This window comes from Chryseobacterium sp. FH1, assembly GCF_000735135.1.
Taxonomy (GTDB): domain Bacteria; phylum Bacteroidota; class Bacteroidia; order Flavobacteriales; family Weeksellaceae; genus Epilithonimonas.
The window spans coordinates 37363-54069 of record NZ_JPLZ01000006.1 but is presented as its reverse complement, the minus strand read 5'-3'; the positions used below and the strand labels follow the sequence as shown (position 1 = coordinate 54069).

Here is a 16707-nt window from a genome sequence, read left to right as displayed (position 1 = left end):
AAAGGGTCAGAATGTATTTTAATATTCTGATTTACAATAAATTAAAAAATATTTATGCATAAGGAAGGAGAAAGGTTAATACCGATCAACATTGTTGACGAGATGAGAACCTCTTACATCGATTATTCGATGTCAGTAATCGTATCAAGAGCTTTGCCAGATGTGAGAGACGGATTGAAACCCGTTCACAGAAGAGTGCTTTACGGTATGTATGGTCTTAATGTCTTTTCTAACAGAAAACATTTGAAATCTGCGAGAATTGTTGGAGACGTTCTAGGTAAATATCACCCGCACGGAGACAGTTCTGTTTACGATGCGATGGTAAGAATGGCTCAGCCTTGGAGTTTGCGTTATCAAATGGTTGACGGACAAGGTAACTTTGGTTCTATGGACGGTGATCCACCAGCAGCAATGCGTTACACCGAAGCAAGACTTAAAAAAATATCTGATGAGATCCTTGCCGATCTTGATAAAGAAACTGTTGATTTCCAAAATAACTTTGATGATAGTTTAACAGAACCTACCGTTCTTCCTACAAGGATCCCAAGTCTTTTGGTGAACGGAGCTTCCGGAATTGCAGTTGGGATGGCGACGAATATGGCGCCTCACAACCTATCTGAAAGTATTGATGCGATCTGCTCTTACATTGATGATAAAGAAATTACCATCGATGAGCTGATGAAGCACATCATTGCGCCGGATTTCCCGACAGGTGGAATCATCTACGGTTATGACGGCGTGCGTGATGCTTTCCATACAGGAAGAGGACGTATCGTTTTGAGAGCGAAGATCAACTTCGAAGAGATCGGAAACAGAAATGCGATCATCGTAACAGAAATTCCTTATCAGGTTAACAAAGCAGAAATGATCGCCAGAACTGCTGAGTTGGTAAAAGATGACAAACTCCCAGGAATCTATGAGATCCGTGATGAGTCCGACAGAAATGGCATGCGTATCGTTTACGAACTCAAAAACGACGCGATTCCAAATGTTGTCTTAAATCTTTTATATAAATATACTTCATTACAAACTTCTTTTTCAGTTAACAATATCGCCTTGGTCAAAGGACGTCCTGTACAACTGAATGTGAAAGATATGATCCTGCATTTCGTAGATCACCGTCACGAGGTTATTGTAAGAAGAACAAAATACGAACTTAGAAAAGCACAGGAAAGAGCCCACATCCTTGAAGGCTTTATGAAAGTGATCGGCACTCAGGATTCTCTTGATAGAGCGATTGCGATCATCCGTCACAGTGCAAATCCTGCGGCAGCGAAAGAAGGCTTGATCGAAGAATTTGAACTTTCTGACCTTCAGGCGCAGGCAATTCTAGATCTTCGTTTGGCTCGTCTTACGGGAATGGAATTGGACAAGATCCGTGCTGAGTACGAAGAGATCATGGCCTTAATAAAAGACTTGGAAGACATTTTAACCAATGAGCCAAGACGTTACGAGATCATCAAAGAAGAACTTCAAGAGATCAAAGAAAAATACGGCGACGAAAGACGTTCAGAGATCGATTATACTGGTGGAGAATTCTCTATCGAAGATATGATCCCAGATGAGAAAGTTGTTTTGACCATCTCTCACGCTGGTTACATCAAAAGAACACTTCTTTCCGAATATAAAGTACAGTCCAGAGGTGGCGTTGGAAACAGAGCGGCGACGACAAGAGACGAGGATTTCCTTGAATACATTGTTACAGCCACCAACCACGAATATCTATTATTCTTCACAGAAAAAGGAAAATGTTTCTGGCTAAGGGTCTTCGAAGTTCCGGAAGGTTCTAAAACAGCGAAAGGTAGAGCGGTTCAGAACTTAATTAATATTGAACAGGACGATAAGATTAAGGCTTACATCAGAACCAAAGATCTTAAAAATCAGGAATATATCAACCAAATGAATGTCGTGATGATCACCAAGAACGGGACCATCAAGAAAACATCTTTGGAAGCTTACTCTAGACCAAGAACGAATGGTGTAAATGCCATTGAGATCCGTGATAATGATGCCTTACTAGGCGCAAGATTGACGGACGGAAATTCCCAGATCATGATCGCTACCAAAAATGGTAAATGTATCCGTTTCCCTGAAGAAAAAGCGAGAGCGGTCGGCAGAGGATCTATTGGTGTACGTGGAATCTCACTTGAAGAGAAAGACGAAGTAATCGGAATGATTGTTGTTAATGATTTGGAAAATGATACAGTTTTGGTTGTATCAGAGAGAGGTTATGGAAAAAGAACAGCTGTTGAAGATTACCGAATCACAAACAGAGGTGGAAAAGGTGTAATTACTTTGAACATCACTGAGAAAACTGGAAATCTGATCGCTATCCAAAGCGTAACCGACGAAGACGGATTGATGATCATCAACAAATCTGGTGTCGCCATCCGAATGAACATGAACGAAATGCGCGTGATGGGCAGAAATACCCAAGGTGTGAAAGTCATTAATCTGAAAACCAAGGACGAAATTGCAGCAATTGCAAAAGTAGAAATGGACAGTGAGGTTGTGGAAGAAGAAGGCGAAGAAGTTGCAGAAAACGACAGCAACAATCCGGAATTCAAAGTGAAACCCCAAACTGGTAACAATCAGATCAACATCGGCGATGAAGAGGAATTGAAGAAAATTGAAGACGAGGAAGCCGCAGACAATGCTGAAGAATCAGAAGACAACGAATAAAATAGTATCAAATCGCTTGCGATAACATTTGACCTTAAATAAAAAAATAAAAATTATCATATGAAAAGATTAATTTTAAGTTTAGCAGTTTTATCTGTAACATGTATCAATGCACAGAAAAAGGAAATCGCTAATGCTGTAAAAGCAGTTGATTCAGGAGATCTTGCAACCGCCAATTCAGAAATATCAAAAGCAGAAGGTATTTTTGGTGACAAAACTTATTTACTAGAACCTTCTCTTCTTGAGCAATATTATTATGCAAAAGGATTTTCATTATTGAAATCCGGAAAAAATACTGAAGGCGCAGAATATCTTGCAAAAATTGCAACTCTAGGTACAGAGCCTATTTTCACAGGAAAAGATACGGATAAGAACAAAGTTTATTTTGTAGGAAAAGAAGCATCGGAAAAATTCGGAAATGGAATTTCTTTGAAGCAGGAAAAATACTCACCTTCGTTAAGCGAAAAACTTAGAAATGCAATCAATCCTCAGTTGCAGGCAGCAAGTACAGCAGCAACGACAAATTACAACAATAAGAAATATGATGTTGCTGGAGAAAAATTTGCTGAGACTTATTACTTATTCAAAGCAGCTGGCCAAGACAACAAAAACTATCTCTACTATGCGGGTGTAGCGTATGCGCAGACTCAAGACCAAAAAGCAAAAGGAATTGCGATTCTTAATGAATTGATCAAGTCCAATTATACAGGTGAGGAAACCAACTACACTGCAAAAAACAAGAAAACTGGAACCGTAGAAAATCTTGACAAAAACGCGTACGATCTTTACCAAAAGATGAAAGATGGTAGCGATTATTCAGATTTTAAAATCGAAAAAACGCCTAGCAAGCAAGAAGAATTGTATGAGATTCTAGCTTCATTACTTTTTGATCAGCAAAAATTTGAAGAAGCAGCGGCTATTTCCGATGATGGATTAAAGAAGTTTCCAAACAACAAGACACTCTCTCAGATCCAAGGAAACTCCTATTTTAAAACTGGAAAAACTGGAGAATTTGTAGCAAATCTAAAAGCACAATTGGCTAAAAATCCTGGGGATAAAGTTAATTGGTACAACTTGGGCGTTCTACAATTAAAAGATCCAGCTATGCAGAATGATGCAGAAACATCATTGAAAAAAGCTTTGGAAATAGATCCAAACTTTGAAAATGCACTTCAGAATATGGTCTATTTGTACATGGGAGATGATGGAAAAACGGTTGACGAATATAATAAGCTTAGAAAATCTGGAAAGATTGATGCGGCCAACAAAATAATGGAGGAAAGAAGAGCCAGATTCTCAAAAGCAATTCCTTATGCAGAAAAATACAATGCCATCAAACCGGATGACAAAGACATGGTCAGCATTCTAAAAGGTTTGTACATGACAACGCAAAACACTGCAAAGTACAACGAGTTCAAAGCAAAAGAAGCTGCGATGAAATAATTTTAAAAGAAGCCAATTGGCTTCTTTTTTTGATTTTTACAGAGCAAACTAAAAATGTATATTTGCTATTAATTAAAAATAAATAAACAAATACCTTTATATGAAATTTTTTATTGACACAGCCAATCTAGAGCAAATCAAAGAAGCACAAGATCTTGGAATCCTGGATGGTGTTACTACGAATCCTTCCCTTATGGCAAAAGAAGGAATCTCTGGCAAAGAAGCCATCAACAAGCATTACGTTGACATTTGCAACATCTCAGACGGCGATGTTTCCGCAGAAGTTCTTTCCACAACTTACGATGAAATGATCAAAGAAGGAGACGAACTTGCTGCACTTCACGAGAGAATTGTTGTAAAAATCCCAATGATAAAAGACGGCATCAAAGCCCTAAAATATTTCTCAGACAAAGGCATCAAAACCAATTGCACTTTGATTTTCTCTGCAGGACAAGCACTTCTGGCAGCAAAAGCTGGCGCAACTTACGTATCTCCTTTCTTAGGAAGATTAGATGATATTTCCGTTGATGGACTTAATTTGATTGAAGAAATCCGTTTGATTTTTGACAATTACATGTTTGATACAGAAATCCTTGCAGCATCCATCAGAAGCCCTATGCACATCATCAATTGTGCAAAAATTGGTGCAGATGTAATCACTTCGCCACTTCCATCGATTCTTAATTTGCTCAATCATCCATTGACAGATTCAGGATTGGCGCAGTTCGTAGCAGATTCCAAGAAGTTGGGTTAAAATTATTTGGGCGCCAATTTCCGCCCGTAGTTTATCCTGAGCGAAGTCGAAGGATTCCCGCTGTCACTCTGAGCCTCTCGAAGAGTCCACTCAGTTCGGGGGCGCGCTTCGCAAGAAACAAGATTTGTCATCAAATCCAACATACAAAAAACCTTCCCGTTTTCATAGCGAGAAGGTTTTATATTTTTGAGATCAATCCAAAATTATTTAGAATATAGTTTCTTTCAAGAGATAGAGATTCAAGAAAATAATAATCACACTGATGATGATCGCCAAAACTTTAAGCCACATTTTGTTCGCAAACTCTCCCATTTTCGCTTTGCTGTTTGTAAACATTACCAATGGAACAACCGCAAAACTCAATTGCATCGAAAGGATCACCTGACTAAAGACCAAAAGATCCGCAGTTCCCTTCTCACCATAGATCAAAGAAATAACAAAAGCTGGAATGATTGCAATCGTTCTTGTTATCAATCTTCGAACCCAGGGTTTCAATCGAATATTTAGAAAACCTTCCATCACAATTTGTCCGGCAAGCGTTCCCGTCAAAGTAGAATTTTGACCAGAAGCCAGCAACGCGACTCCAAAGAAAATACTTGCCAAAGTAGTTCCCAGAAGTGGCGTCAACAACATATAAGCATCATTAATGTCCGCCACATCTTTGTTCCCCGAAGTATGGAAAGTTGCTGCCGCAATAATCAAAATCGCTGCATTGATGACGAAAGCCAACATTAATGATAGACTGCTATCAATACTTGCGAATTTGAGCGCTTCTTTTTTACCTTCCGTTGTTCTTGGGTAATTTCTAGTTTGTACAATACTGCTGTGCAAATAAAGGTTGTGAGGCATCACCGTTGCTCCCAAAATCCCAATTGCAATGTAAAGCATCGATGGATTGGTAATAATTTCCTTCTGTGGAATCAAGCCTTCCAACAAAGGAAAAATCTCTGGTTGGCTAAGGAAAATCTCATAAAAGAAAGCCACAAAAATGATGAAGATCAATCCGCCAACAATACTTTCAATATATCTAAATCCACGTGATTGCAAGAATAAAATCAAAAATACATCAACAATTGTAATCACAACACCCCAAGTGAGTGGAATTCCAAAGAGGAGATTCAAAGCAATGGCGGAACCGATGACTTCTGCCAGATCACAGGCAGCAATGGCAATCTCACAAAATATCCAGAGCACAAAATTAACAGCCGGATGAAAATGATCTTTACAAGCCTGCGCTAAATCGCGCTCCGCAACAACACCCAATTTAACAGAAAGATGTTGCAAAAGAATCGCAAAAAGATTTGAAATTAAAATGACCGAAAGCAATGCATAGCCAAACTGCGCTCCACCGGCAATATCCGTTGCCCAATTCCCTGGATCCATATAACCGACTGCAACAAGCAATCCTGGACCCATATAGGCCAATAATTTCTTTTTGAAACTTCCGTCTTTAGGAATATTGACGCTTGCGAAAACCTCTTGGAGAGAGTTGGAACTCTTCTCTTTTCGCCAGCCACCGTTATGATTAAATTGCTCCAATGATCTGCATTGTTAGATTAGACTAACAAAATTAGTTATACTCTACTTAACTCGCAAGTTAACAATAAAAAAACTGCCAATTGCTTGGCAGTTTGTATTTAACTTTAAGTCGATTTATTTTGTAAATCTGATTGCTGTTTTTCTATCAGACTCTCTTTCTTTGTCAGTAGCGTCTGCTGAAACTTTTGCAAATTTAGATCCATAACCTTCTGCTTCCAAGACTTGAGCCGAGCTAACTGCAGATTTTATAACACTTGCTCTTTCTCCAGACAATTTCAAGTTAACTGCTTCGTCACCTTTTTTATCTGTGTAAGCTCCAATTTTAATTTTAGCATCTGGAAATTCAGCCAAGATTGCTTTCAAATTATCCAACTGAACTTGAGATTCAGGAGTTAATTTCGCGTTCCCAAATTCGAAATTAAGATTATCAAAATTAAACCATCTATCTTTCAATTGTTCTTCTGTTGAATTTTTGTAATCATCAGATTTTAAGAAAGTAACAATTTGATCTTCGATTCCACCTTTGTAAGCTTGTAGAGTTTTTCCGCTTGGTAAAGTCACTACTAAGGTTTCTCTTGTTGTAACCACAGAATCTGGTGTTGTATTTGTAGAATCTGCTACTACCGCTGATGAATCAGTTGTTCCCACTGGAACTGTTTCTACCTTCTTGTTGCATTGTTTCCAGAAGAACCAGCCTAACAACAATAATAAAAGCAATGGCAATAACCATTTCCAAATGCTTCCGCCTCCTCCATTATTATCGGAAACAATTTCGTGTGTACTTCCGCTTCTGTTGACTTCGACTTTTGGAGTGTCAGTGATAGGAGAGTCTGTCACGATTGGTCTTTCCGTAACTGGCGTCACTGGATTTACATCTGCAAGTGGCGTTTGATTTGCTTCCGGAATTACGTTCACATTTACCGGTTCTGCATCCACAGTCCCGAACCAATTTCCTAATCCCAAAGATGCGAAACTAAATCCAGCTGGTAATAATGAAGTTAAAAGTCCTTTTTGCTCGTCCAATAGATTTCCGAAAGATGAGACGTCCAAATTATTTTCCGTTGCATATCTTCCAAGAGTTCCTGCTGTCGCTCCAGTAACTAAATTCAATAATGAATTTGTAGATTCAGTTTTGATTCCCGCATAAGATGAAACTGCGTTTGTAATTGCTGCAAGTTTATCACCGTCTCCAAAAATTAAACTTAAGATTTTTGAAACAACAGTATCACTCCCACTTAGATTTCCCAAAAGATTTGACAATAATCCAGAAGTTGATGCGTCTTTGACTGTACTGAAAAGTTCTGATTTTGCATTGCTATTGGCAAAACCGCCAATCACTGCAGGTAATAATGCAGAAATTGCTTTTGAAATTCCAGATTCACTTTCTCCAAGTTGAGTTGCTGTTTGAGACACTGTTGCTGGTCCCAGTTGACCTTTGATAAGGTCGATAAGATTAGTTGACATAATAGTTTATTTTATGAGTTTGATTTTGGTAATGTTACCAAATATTAATCCACAAATTTTCAATATGAATAATTTTAATAAAACTTTAACTAATTATGATTTAACTTTTTAATTTTATAAAATGAAAAAATCCGTCTAAAATACGATTAAGGATTTTCTATTTCGCTTTTCTTCTTTTCAATTCTTTATCAATCAATCCCAATTCCCGTCCGGTTTGTCCAGCAACAGACGTATTTTCCTGCGCTCTTCTCGTAAGATACGGAACGACGTCTTTCACAGGACCATAAGGCAGATATTTGGCAACGTTATAATGTTTGTCCGCCAAGTAATAAGTAATATTATCACTCATCCCGTAAAGCTGTCCAAAATAGATATGCGGATTGTTGTGCTCCAGATTGTTGGCCTGCATTTTATCCATCACCAATTCGGAGGATTTCTCGTTGTGTGTTCCGAAGAAGGCTGAAACTTTATCGAGATTCGCCATCACGAAATCAATTCCTGCATTGTAATTATCGTCGGAAGCTTGCTTGGTTGGTTGGATTGGGTCTGGGTAGTTTTGTTCCTCGGCACGTTTTCTTTCCTTTTCCATATAAGCGCCACGAACAATCTTATAACCAATGAAATAGCCTTTTTCTTTCGCTCTTTCAAGATGTGCGTTCATATATTCCAAACGGCCGGTTCTGTACATTTGAATAGTGTTCCAAACGATGGGTTTTTCCTGATTGTACTTTTCCATCATTTCCTCACAAAGTTGGTCGGCCGCATCTTGCATCCAGGATTCTTCGGCGTCAACCATTACTTTTTTGTTGTTCTCGAAACAGAGTTTGCAAACTTCGTCGAAACGCGTCACTACTCTATTCCATTCTTCTTTTTGGCTGGTGGTGAGTTCTTTGCCTTTCCCAACTTCTTCATAAATATCAATTCTACCAAAAGCCGTCGGTTTGAAAACAATAAACGGAATCGCTAGATTTCCAACAGAAAATCTAATGATATCTTTGATTTCCTTGCAAACTGCATCAAAAACTTCCTCTTCTTCTTTTCCTTCAATGGAGTAATCGAAAATGCTTCCAACGCCACGTTTGAACATCTGTTTTACCACAGACATACTTTCCTCTCTCGTTTCGCCACCGCAAAACTGTTCGAACAAAGTTTGCTTCACGATGCCGTCCACAAACGGAAAATTGTTCTTAACGGTAAAATTGAGCAGTGAAACGCCAATATTCGTCAATGCAGGCTGTTCGATGGCCTTGAACATCCAATACGCTTTTCTCAGCTGAGCATCCGTTTTATCGGCAAATGCGAGCTTTGTATCATTGAAAATACTCATATCCAGAATTTGTCCCAAAAGTAAATATTATTTCGATTTCAAAATGAATTTTTAACCGAAATTTTATCATTAATTTAAAATTAAATGACCACAAAATCAATATCTCAACATAATTCTAAATCCATCAAACGAACGATAATTTTTGAGACTAATTTTTATTAATTATTAAAAAGAAAACCCTTCCGAAGTTTGAACTTGAAAGGGTAATTTTATTGGAAAAGGCTTCGACTCCGCTCAGCCTGACATTCATATTTAATCATAAATTCCGATGTCATCCTGAGCGGAGTCGAAGGACTTTTATATTTTACTCATCTTTATATCTTGTACAAAACGTTGATTTATATTGAATCTGCAGCCCGACTTGAGCGGAAATCCTTTTTTGCGTAAACTAAAGTTCTATTTGGACTGAAATCGTCTGCAAAAAAGATTGGGAGCGGAAGGCGGAAATAGCTGCCCAAACAAAATCAACTATTTTAATATCAATGCAAGAAATGTCTCATTCCCGTAAACAACATCGGGATTTGATGCTCATTCGCCGCTTCGATGGAGTCATTATCTCTCATACTTCCACCTGGCTGAATAATCGCCGTAATGCCTTCCTGTGCACAGAAATCCACCACATCTCGGAAAGGGAAAAATGCATCCGAAGCCAAAACCAACTCGCCGTCGAATTTCTCTTTGGCTCTTTCAATTGCTTGTTGTGTTGCCCAGATTCTGTTCACTTGTCCACCACCGATTCCAATGGCTTGAACGCCGTTTGAAACCACGATTGCGTTGGATTTTACATATTTCACCACCCTTTGAGAGAACAGTAATGCTTTTCTTTGTTCGTCTGTTGGAGCGGTTTCTGTCACTAATTTAATATCGTCTGAGAATTGGTCGTCGGCACTTTGAACCAACATTCCGCCATCAATTTTCACCCAAGCTTGTTTGTCTGTCACCTGGTTTTTGATTTTGATGATTCTAAGATTTTTCTTTTTTCTGAGGATTTCCAAAGCATCTTCGTCAAAGTCCGTTGCCATCACGATTTCGAGGAACGTTTTGTTCAATTCCTCAGCCGTTGCCGCATCCACTTTATAATTCATTCCGATGATGCCGCCGAAGATGGAAATTGGGTCGCATTCGAATGTTTTAGTGTAAGTTTCCAAAGCTGTAGTTCCAACCGCAACACCACAAGGCGTTGAGTGTTTTACAGCACAACAAGCCAATTCATCCTTGAACTCATTAACCACTTTCCAACACAAATCCATATCTCTCAAATTATTGAAAGACAATTCTTTGCCTCCCAAAATTTCGAAATCCTTCATTGCGCCGTTTTCGAAAGTCGAAGTGTAATAAGCCGCTGACTGGTGCGGATTTTCGCCGTAACGCAAGTCTGAAACCTTTTTGTAAGAGGCGTTCAGATAAGTTGGATATTCTTCATCCAAAAGCATTCTGGAAATCGCAGCATCGTAGGCAGAAGTCAGATTGAATACTTTTCCAGCCAATTTCTTTCTGGTTTCGATGGTCGAATCACCATTTTCTGACATTTCATTTTTGATGATTTCGTAGTCATTTACGTCTGTAAGAACCACAACAGAATTGAAATTCTTAGCTGCAGAACGCAACATAGAAGGTCCGCCAATATCGATGAATTCTACTTTTTCGTCAAGAGAAATTTCTTTGTTCACGTTTTCGAAAAACGGATAAAGATTCACGATGACCATATCAATCAGTCCGATTTCGTACTCCTGAACGGTTTTCATATGTTCCTCGTTGGAACGAACCGCCAGCAATCCGCCGTGAACTTTCGGGTGCAGGGTTTTCACTCTGCCGTCCAGCATTTCCGGAAAATCTGTGACTTCATCGATTTGAATCGGGCTCAATCCGGCGTCTTTCAAATGTTTGAATGTTCCGCCGGTGGAAATCAATTCGTAGTTCTGTTCTTCGAGAAATCTTGCGAAATCTACCAAACCGCTTTTATCAGATACGCTGATAAGTGCTCTCTTTTTACTCATACCTTCTCTTTCAAATTTTACTTTTTACAGTTTTATCCAAACTGTGATTTACCGGTTCTTTCACCTCCGGATTTCTATTAATTGGTCGCTCCGACGGAGCTATTAGATTTCATTTCTTAATTTAAAGTTAATTATAAATAAAATTCATAAAATAATATATTACAACACTTTACAAATTAAAATATTATTTTAACTTTAACTTAATGTTTTATTTATTTAAAACCAAATCAATGGCTTTTGGGAAAATATCATATTCAGCAAGATGAACTTTTTCAGCAACTATTTCGGCAGTATCAGTTTCATCAATCTCAAATTTTCCCTGCAAAATCACCTCGCCTTCATCGATACCTGAGGTCACATAATGAACGCTTGCACCACTTTCTTTCTCGCCTGCTTCGATGACCGCATTGTGAACATGATGACCCCACATTCCTTTTCCACCAAATTTTGGTAATAATGCCGGATGAATATTAATGATTTTTCCTTCCCATTTTTCACAGAATTCCGGCTTCAAAATAGATAGAAAACCTGCCAGAACAATCAAATCTGTATTCTCAGGAACGGCTTGTTCAAGATTCTCAGCGAAGTCTTTTCCGCGTTTGATTAATTCATTCGGGATTTGATGTTTCTGAGCTCTTTCCAATCCGTAACATTCTCTGTCAGCGATGACCTGGATGATTCTTGCATTTCGGATTTCTCCGCTATCAATGCAATCTATAATCCTTTGAAGATTGGTTCCTGAACCTGAAATTAAGATGGTGATGTTTTTCATTTATAAATGTAACAATGTATCAGTTTAATAATTTAACAATTGAACAAATTGGTAAACTGGTACATTATTAAATTGCTAGATTGATAATTTTATTTTCTCGCTTCCTTCCGTGATTTCGCCCACTACATATGCGTCTTCCAAAAGGTCAAGGATTTTATCAACGTGATTTTCGTCGGTCACGAGAACCATTCCAACGCCCATATTGAACGTTCCGAACATCTCTTCTCTTGCGATGTTGCCACGTTTTTCCAATTCCTGCATTACGGTCGGAATTTGGATTTTTGAAGCATCGATGGTTGCGCAAAGTCCTTCTGGGATAATTCTTGGAACATTCTCGTACAATCCGCCTCCTGTGATGTGCGCAATACCGTAAAGTGGCGCTTCTTCCAACACTTTATGAATGTCTTGATAATATAATCTCGTAGGAACCAAAAGTGTTTCGTACAAAGGTTTTCCTTCAAATTGCTCTTCGAAATCCGGGAATATCTTTCTCACCAATGAAAATCCATTGGAATGAAATCCAGAACTTGGAATAACAATAATTTTATTCCCTGCTCTGATTTTGGAACCGTCAATGATTTGGTCTTTTTCTACAATTCCGACGCAGAATCCAGCAACGTCATAATCGCCTGGCTGATACATTCCTGGCATCTCGGCAGTTTCGCCACCAATCAATGCGCAGTTGTTGTCTTTACAAGCTTTTACCATTCCAAGAACGATTTCTGCTGCAATCTCAGAATCGAGTTTTCCGCAAGCCAGATAATCCAGGAAAAACAAGGGTTTTGCACCGTGGCAAAGAATATCGTTCGCGCACATTGCGAAACAGTCGATGCCGATAGAATCGTATTGTTTGGTGTCCAAAGCGATTTTCAGTTTGGTTCCAACGCCATCGGTTCCTGAAACCAACACTGGATTTTTGTAGCCAGCAATCTCATAGAACGCACCAAAGCTTCCAAGATTGTTGAGAACGTTTTTGTTATGGGTTTCGGCAACGGCAGATTTTATTTTATCTACTGTTTTGTAGCCTTCTTCTTTATCGACTCCGGCGGATTTATAGGTATTGCTCATTTTTAGATTTTCAATTTCATTTATTCTTATTCATTGGATTGAAATCCAATGCTGATAAATCGGTCGCCACGCTGTGGCTTGTTTGACTTTTTATCTTTCTTCATCAACTCTTTCAGGTTTTTGAGGCCTGAAAGAATATCAGAATTTACTAGATTTATTTCAAACTTACTTTTTCAAAATTGTTAAATAAAAAAGCCGACAATCTTTTAGATTATCGGCCGTTATTTTAGTCCACAAGTTCGGAGGTGCTGATGTAATTCTCTTTGCAAGAATTAGGATATTTCTCAAAATGAACTTGTTGAATTTTCATTGTCCTTATTTGATTGCAAAGCTACGCATTCTTAATATGACTTTCCAAAATGTTAAGCGAAAAAGTTTTTAACAGCAGTCAATTTCTCTTCGAATTCCGCTTTTTTTTCATCATTAATTATCCCTTTTTCCCCATCAAAACTCTCTTTGAACTTTGGTAATGTAAAGGTCTGTAGAACATTAGCTCCACTGAAAGGGGCTCTTGCTTCAAAAGCTGCCACAACATTCTTTCCACCACCAGGACCAGGCGCTGTAGCCAAAACAAAAACAGGCTTCTCGCCAAAATGTTTGCGGTCTTTGATTCTTGACACCCAATCGAATATGTTTTTGAAAGCCACAGTATAAGTGCTGTTGTGCTCTGAAAAAGAAATAATCAATAGATCGGAAGCATCTATCTTTTCAGCAAATTGAAGTGCCAAAGTTGGGATGCCATCGTGCTTTTCTCTATCAACGCTGAACAAGGGCATTTCGAAATCGTTAAGATCCAAAAGCTCTACTTCTGCACCGTTGAATTGTTTTGCTGTGTATTCTGCCAGTTGCTTATTGATGGATTCTCTGGAGTTGCTCGCTCCAAATGCTAATATTTTCATTTAATCAAATTTTTAAAGCGTCAAAGGTATTAACTATTGAAGGGAAAGTGGTTGATATTTGTTATTTAAATTGAGAAATATTTGTAGCTGACGACGAAGATAATTATTAATATGATAAAATCTTGGTCTTAAAATTGATATGTCAAATCTATCTAAACCGATTTTTATTGATGTTAAACTTTAACTCTCTACCGCTATGATATTCGACAAAAACTACCTCAAGCCCAGCAATGAAACAGCATATCACGTGTATCAGGAGGAATCTGAACAAAGCGATTTTGTAAATCCATACAACGATAGCCCGTACCTGATCAGTTCTCTTCAAAAACTGAGGAACAAAGTGAGTTGCAAAAGAAAAAGGAAAGCGATAGAAGATTGTCTTGAGAATTACAAACACGACACGGTAGAGAATCCTGAAATCAATGTTTTCAAAAATGTGGATGATTTGAATACTACGGCGTCTTTTGCAGATTACGCCAGATCATCTTATCAGAAAGTATTGAAAGATATTGAGAACCTTCAAAAGCTGATGGATAAATTGGATATGAACGAACCAGACTCTGTTCGAATTATCTCTTAATTAGAAACATTCATTTTAACATAAATAAGGCTGTTCCAATTTGGAGCAGTCTTTTTTTTGTTTGAGAGCATTCACTTTTTCACCACATAGACACATCGTTTTTGTAATGTTTTAAGATAAAATATTTTGATGCTCAAATCTATTTTATCTTTTCTAAAAACAGATATTTCATTTTTCTATCTATGTAGTTTAACTAATTTTCAGAGCTAATATTTAGTGTTTGTTTAAAAATGATTAAGAAATAAAATTTTCAAAACATATTTCTTTTCCCCAATTCTAAAAGGTGGAAAAACGCCTTGAAAATTTCATCAAAATTACTGCCTTTAGGGTCGGGGAAATAATTTTGATGAAAGTTTAAGCAGGGTCTTAATTAACAAAAAAGGCCGGAAGATAACTCCCGGCTTTGATATTGAATGTCTGTCAATGATTATTCTACAACAATCTTAGAAGACTGGTTTTTAGTTGCTACAATGTAAACACCTTTTGCGAGCTTGTTAAGGCTTACTTTACCTTTGTTCTCAACGTTGTTGATGGTTTGAACCAATTGTCCGTTTAAGCTGTAGATTTTCACTGTTTCGTTTTTCTCGATACCACTGATGAAGAATTGGTTATTTTTCACTGGGTTTGGGTAGATCGCGATTTTTGTTTTTTGAGCATCGACATCGTCCGTTGCCAATCCTGCGAAACAAGTCCAAGACAGGTTGTCAAAAGACACACGGTTGCTTGTAACATCATCTACCAACTCGATTACCACATTACCTTCAACATTGATGTTACTGATAGTTTGAGTCTTAGCAGTCTTAGAATAAGGAATTTGTCCTTTCACCACACCGTTCACTTTCAATGTATAACTTCCCTCACCGTCGTTGAATGGCAAGTAAGTTTTCACTGTCAAAGATCCGATACCACCAGAGATTGTAGAAGATTTCAAGCTTCCTTTTCTGATACAGATCGCTCTGTTGTTGTCCCCATCAATGTAAATCTGCTTATCTGTTCTTGCGTTGGTTGCAGTCCAAACGATGCTTTTGTTAGACCACTCTCTACCCGCATAAGAAGAATTGGTTGCTGGCATATTTTCAAAATCTTCTGTACCACAAGTGGTAGTTTCTCCTGTACCACCTCCTGCTTCTGTTGTGCCTTGTACACTTGTGCTATTTTCAGATTTGTTACCTGCCGCATCTCTTGCTAACACGTAGAAAGAATAAGTTGTAGAAGAGTTAAGTCCTGAAACTGTTCCAGTTGTTGTAGAAACAGAAGCTTTAAATGCATTATCTACATAAATGTCATAACCGCTAACTCCGATATTATCTGTTGAAGCTGTCCAAGATAACGACACACTGTTTGAAGTTACCGCCACAACAGCAAGATTTGTAGGCGTAGATGGTGCTACAGTATCAGATGATGATCCACCATTGAAAGTATCTGGCCAAGTATTCTGCGCTGCTGGACCACCCCAGATCACAGTTGCCAAATAAGGATTGTCGATGAATGGGTTTCTGTTTTTCTGAACACCTGCTACTACATTGTTTCTTGTTCTTTCGAAGTCAGAAACGGGATCTTCTGCATTCCATTTCAACAGGATATCTGGGAAGTCGGATGAGTAAGTTGCCGGATTCATTGTGATGTTCAAAGGAAGACATCTTGTATTGTATCTTACGTACATGTACATTAAGATTCTAGCAACGTCACCTTTCCACTCGCTTCCTGGGTACCAACCACCTCTGCTCGTTTTACCTGCAGTTACGCCAGTTCCATCATCAAAAAGAAGACTTCCTCTCGTACTGTTCAACTGCATGTCCGTTGGACGAAGGTGGTGACCGTCGGCACCTGGACCAGACTCACCTAGATTAGGTGTTCCTTTTGATTTGGCGTAAACGTGCTCGCGGTTCCAAGATCCGCTGTATGGACGGCTTCTTTGGTGTGTCCCAGAACTTGTGGACCCGTACATCAATAATAGATTGGACGGGTTTGTTGGATCTGCATCACTCGTTTTGAAGAGGTTCGCCAATCCCGCAGAGTAAGAAACACTAGCCGTGTGGGTGGTTGTGATCAATGTCGCAAGATCAGCTTTCAGTTCGTTTTTCGTTTTGTTGAAGTTGACACCGGAATAGTAAGAAGACGCCGACTGTGCAAAAACCACAAACGAAATGATACTTGCAAAGAATGAAAATTTTAATTTCAT

General features: G+C 38.5%; 12 protein-coding genes. 4 read left to right on the top strand and 8 right to left on the bottom strand.

The window, feature by feature from the left end; all coding sequences use genetic code 11:
- Positions 1-54: 54 nt before the first annotated feature.
- The 3 genes from gyrA (at position 55) to fsa (ending at position 4879) form a co-directional block, all read left to right on the top strand.
- Entirely contained in the window at positions 55-2682 is a 2628-nt protein-coding gene (gene gyrA / locus IO90_RS07290; RefSeq protein WP_034965432.1) for a DNA gyrase subunit A, read from the top strand.
- Between the two features lie 60 nt (positions 2683-2742).
- A complete protein-coding gene (locus IO90_RS07285) occupies positions 2743-4125 on the top strand; it encodes a hypothetical protein (protein ID WP_034965431.1) in 1383 nt (460 codons plus the stop codon).
- Between the two features lie 100 nt (positions 4126-4225).
- Positions 4226-4879, top strand: a complete 654-nt coding sequence (fsa, locus tag IO90_RS07280) for a fructose-6-phosphate aldolase (RefSeq protein WP_034965430.1) — start codon at positions 4226-4228, stop codon at positions 4877-4879.
- 207 nt (positions 4880-5086) lie between these two features.
- Here the strand turns inward: fsa and IO90_RS07275 are convergent, their stop codons facing one another.
- The 7 genes from IO90_RS07275 to IO90_RS07245 form a co-directional block, all read right to left on the bottom strand.
- Positions 5087-6418, bottom strand: coding sequence for an Nramp family divalent metal transporter (locus IO90_RS07275; RefSeq protein WP_034965427.1), 1332 nt, complete (start codon positions 6416-6418; stop codon positions 5087-5089).
- A gap of 114 nt (positions 6419-6532) precedes the next feature.
- On the bottom strand, positions 6533-7882 hold the full coding sequence (locus IO90_RS07270) for an OmpA family protein (protein WP_034965426.1): 1350 nt from the start codon (positions 7880-7882) through the stop codon (positions 6533-6535).
- Between the two features lie 157 nt (positions 7883-8039).
- Positions 8040-9209 carry a proline dehydrogenase family protein gene (locus tag IO90_RS07265; RefSeq protein ID WP_034968668.1) on the bottom strand — a complete coding sequence of 390 codons (1170 nt, stop codon included), beginning with the start codon at positions 9207-9209 and terminating at the stop codon, positions 8040-8042.
- 479 nt (positions 9210-9688) lie between these two features.
- Positions 9689-11206: a bifunctional phosphoribosylaminoimidazolecarboxamide formyltransferase/IMP cyclohydrolase gene (purH, locus tag IO90_RS07260; protein WP_034965424.1), complete on the bottom strand. Its 1518-nt coding sequence runs from the start codon at positions 11204-11206 to the stop codon at positions 9689-9691.
- A 208-nt stretch (positions 11207-11414) separates the two neighbouring features.
- Positions 11415-11978 carry a phosphoribosylglycinamide formyltransferase gene (gene purN / locus IO90_RS07255; RefSeq protein ID WP_034965421.1) on the bottom strand — a complete coding sequence of 188 codons (564 nt, stop codon included), beginning with the start codon at positions 11976-11978 and terminating at the stop codon, positions 11415-11417.
- 75 nt (positions 11979-12053) lie between these two features.
- Positions 12054-13046 (bottom strand): phosphoribosylformylglycinamidine cyclo-ligase, encoded by a 993-nt coding sequence (purM, locus tag IO90_RS07250; protein ID WP_034965419.1) that lies wholly within the window; start codon positions 13044-13046, stop codon positions 12054-12056.
- A gap of 362 nt (positions 13047-13408) precedes the next feature.
- Complete coding sequence (locus tag IO90_RS07245) at positions 13409-13945, bottom strand: NADPH-dependent FMN reductase (protein WP_034965417.1); 537 nt, start codon at positions 13943-13945, stop codon at positions 13409-13411.
- 196 nt (positions 13946-14141) lie between these two features.
- On the opposite strand from IO90_RS07245, the gene IO90_RS07240 reads away from it, so the two are divergent.
- The gene (locus IO90_RS07240; RefSeq protein WP_034965416.1) at positions 14142-14525 is read left to right on the top strand and encodes a hypothetical protein; all 384 of its coding nucleotides are present in this window, start codon (positions 14142-14144) and stop codon (positions 14523-14525) included.
- A gap of 427 nt (positions 14526-14952) precedes the next feature.
- On the opposite strand, the gene IO90_RS07235 is transcribed toward IO90_RS07240, so the two are convergent.
- The gene (locus IO90_RS07235) at positions 14953-16707 is read right to left on the bottom strand and encodes an endonuclease (protein ID WP_034965415.1); all 1755 of its coding nucleotides are present in this window, start codon (positions 16705-16707) and stop codon (positions 14953-14955) included.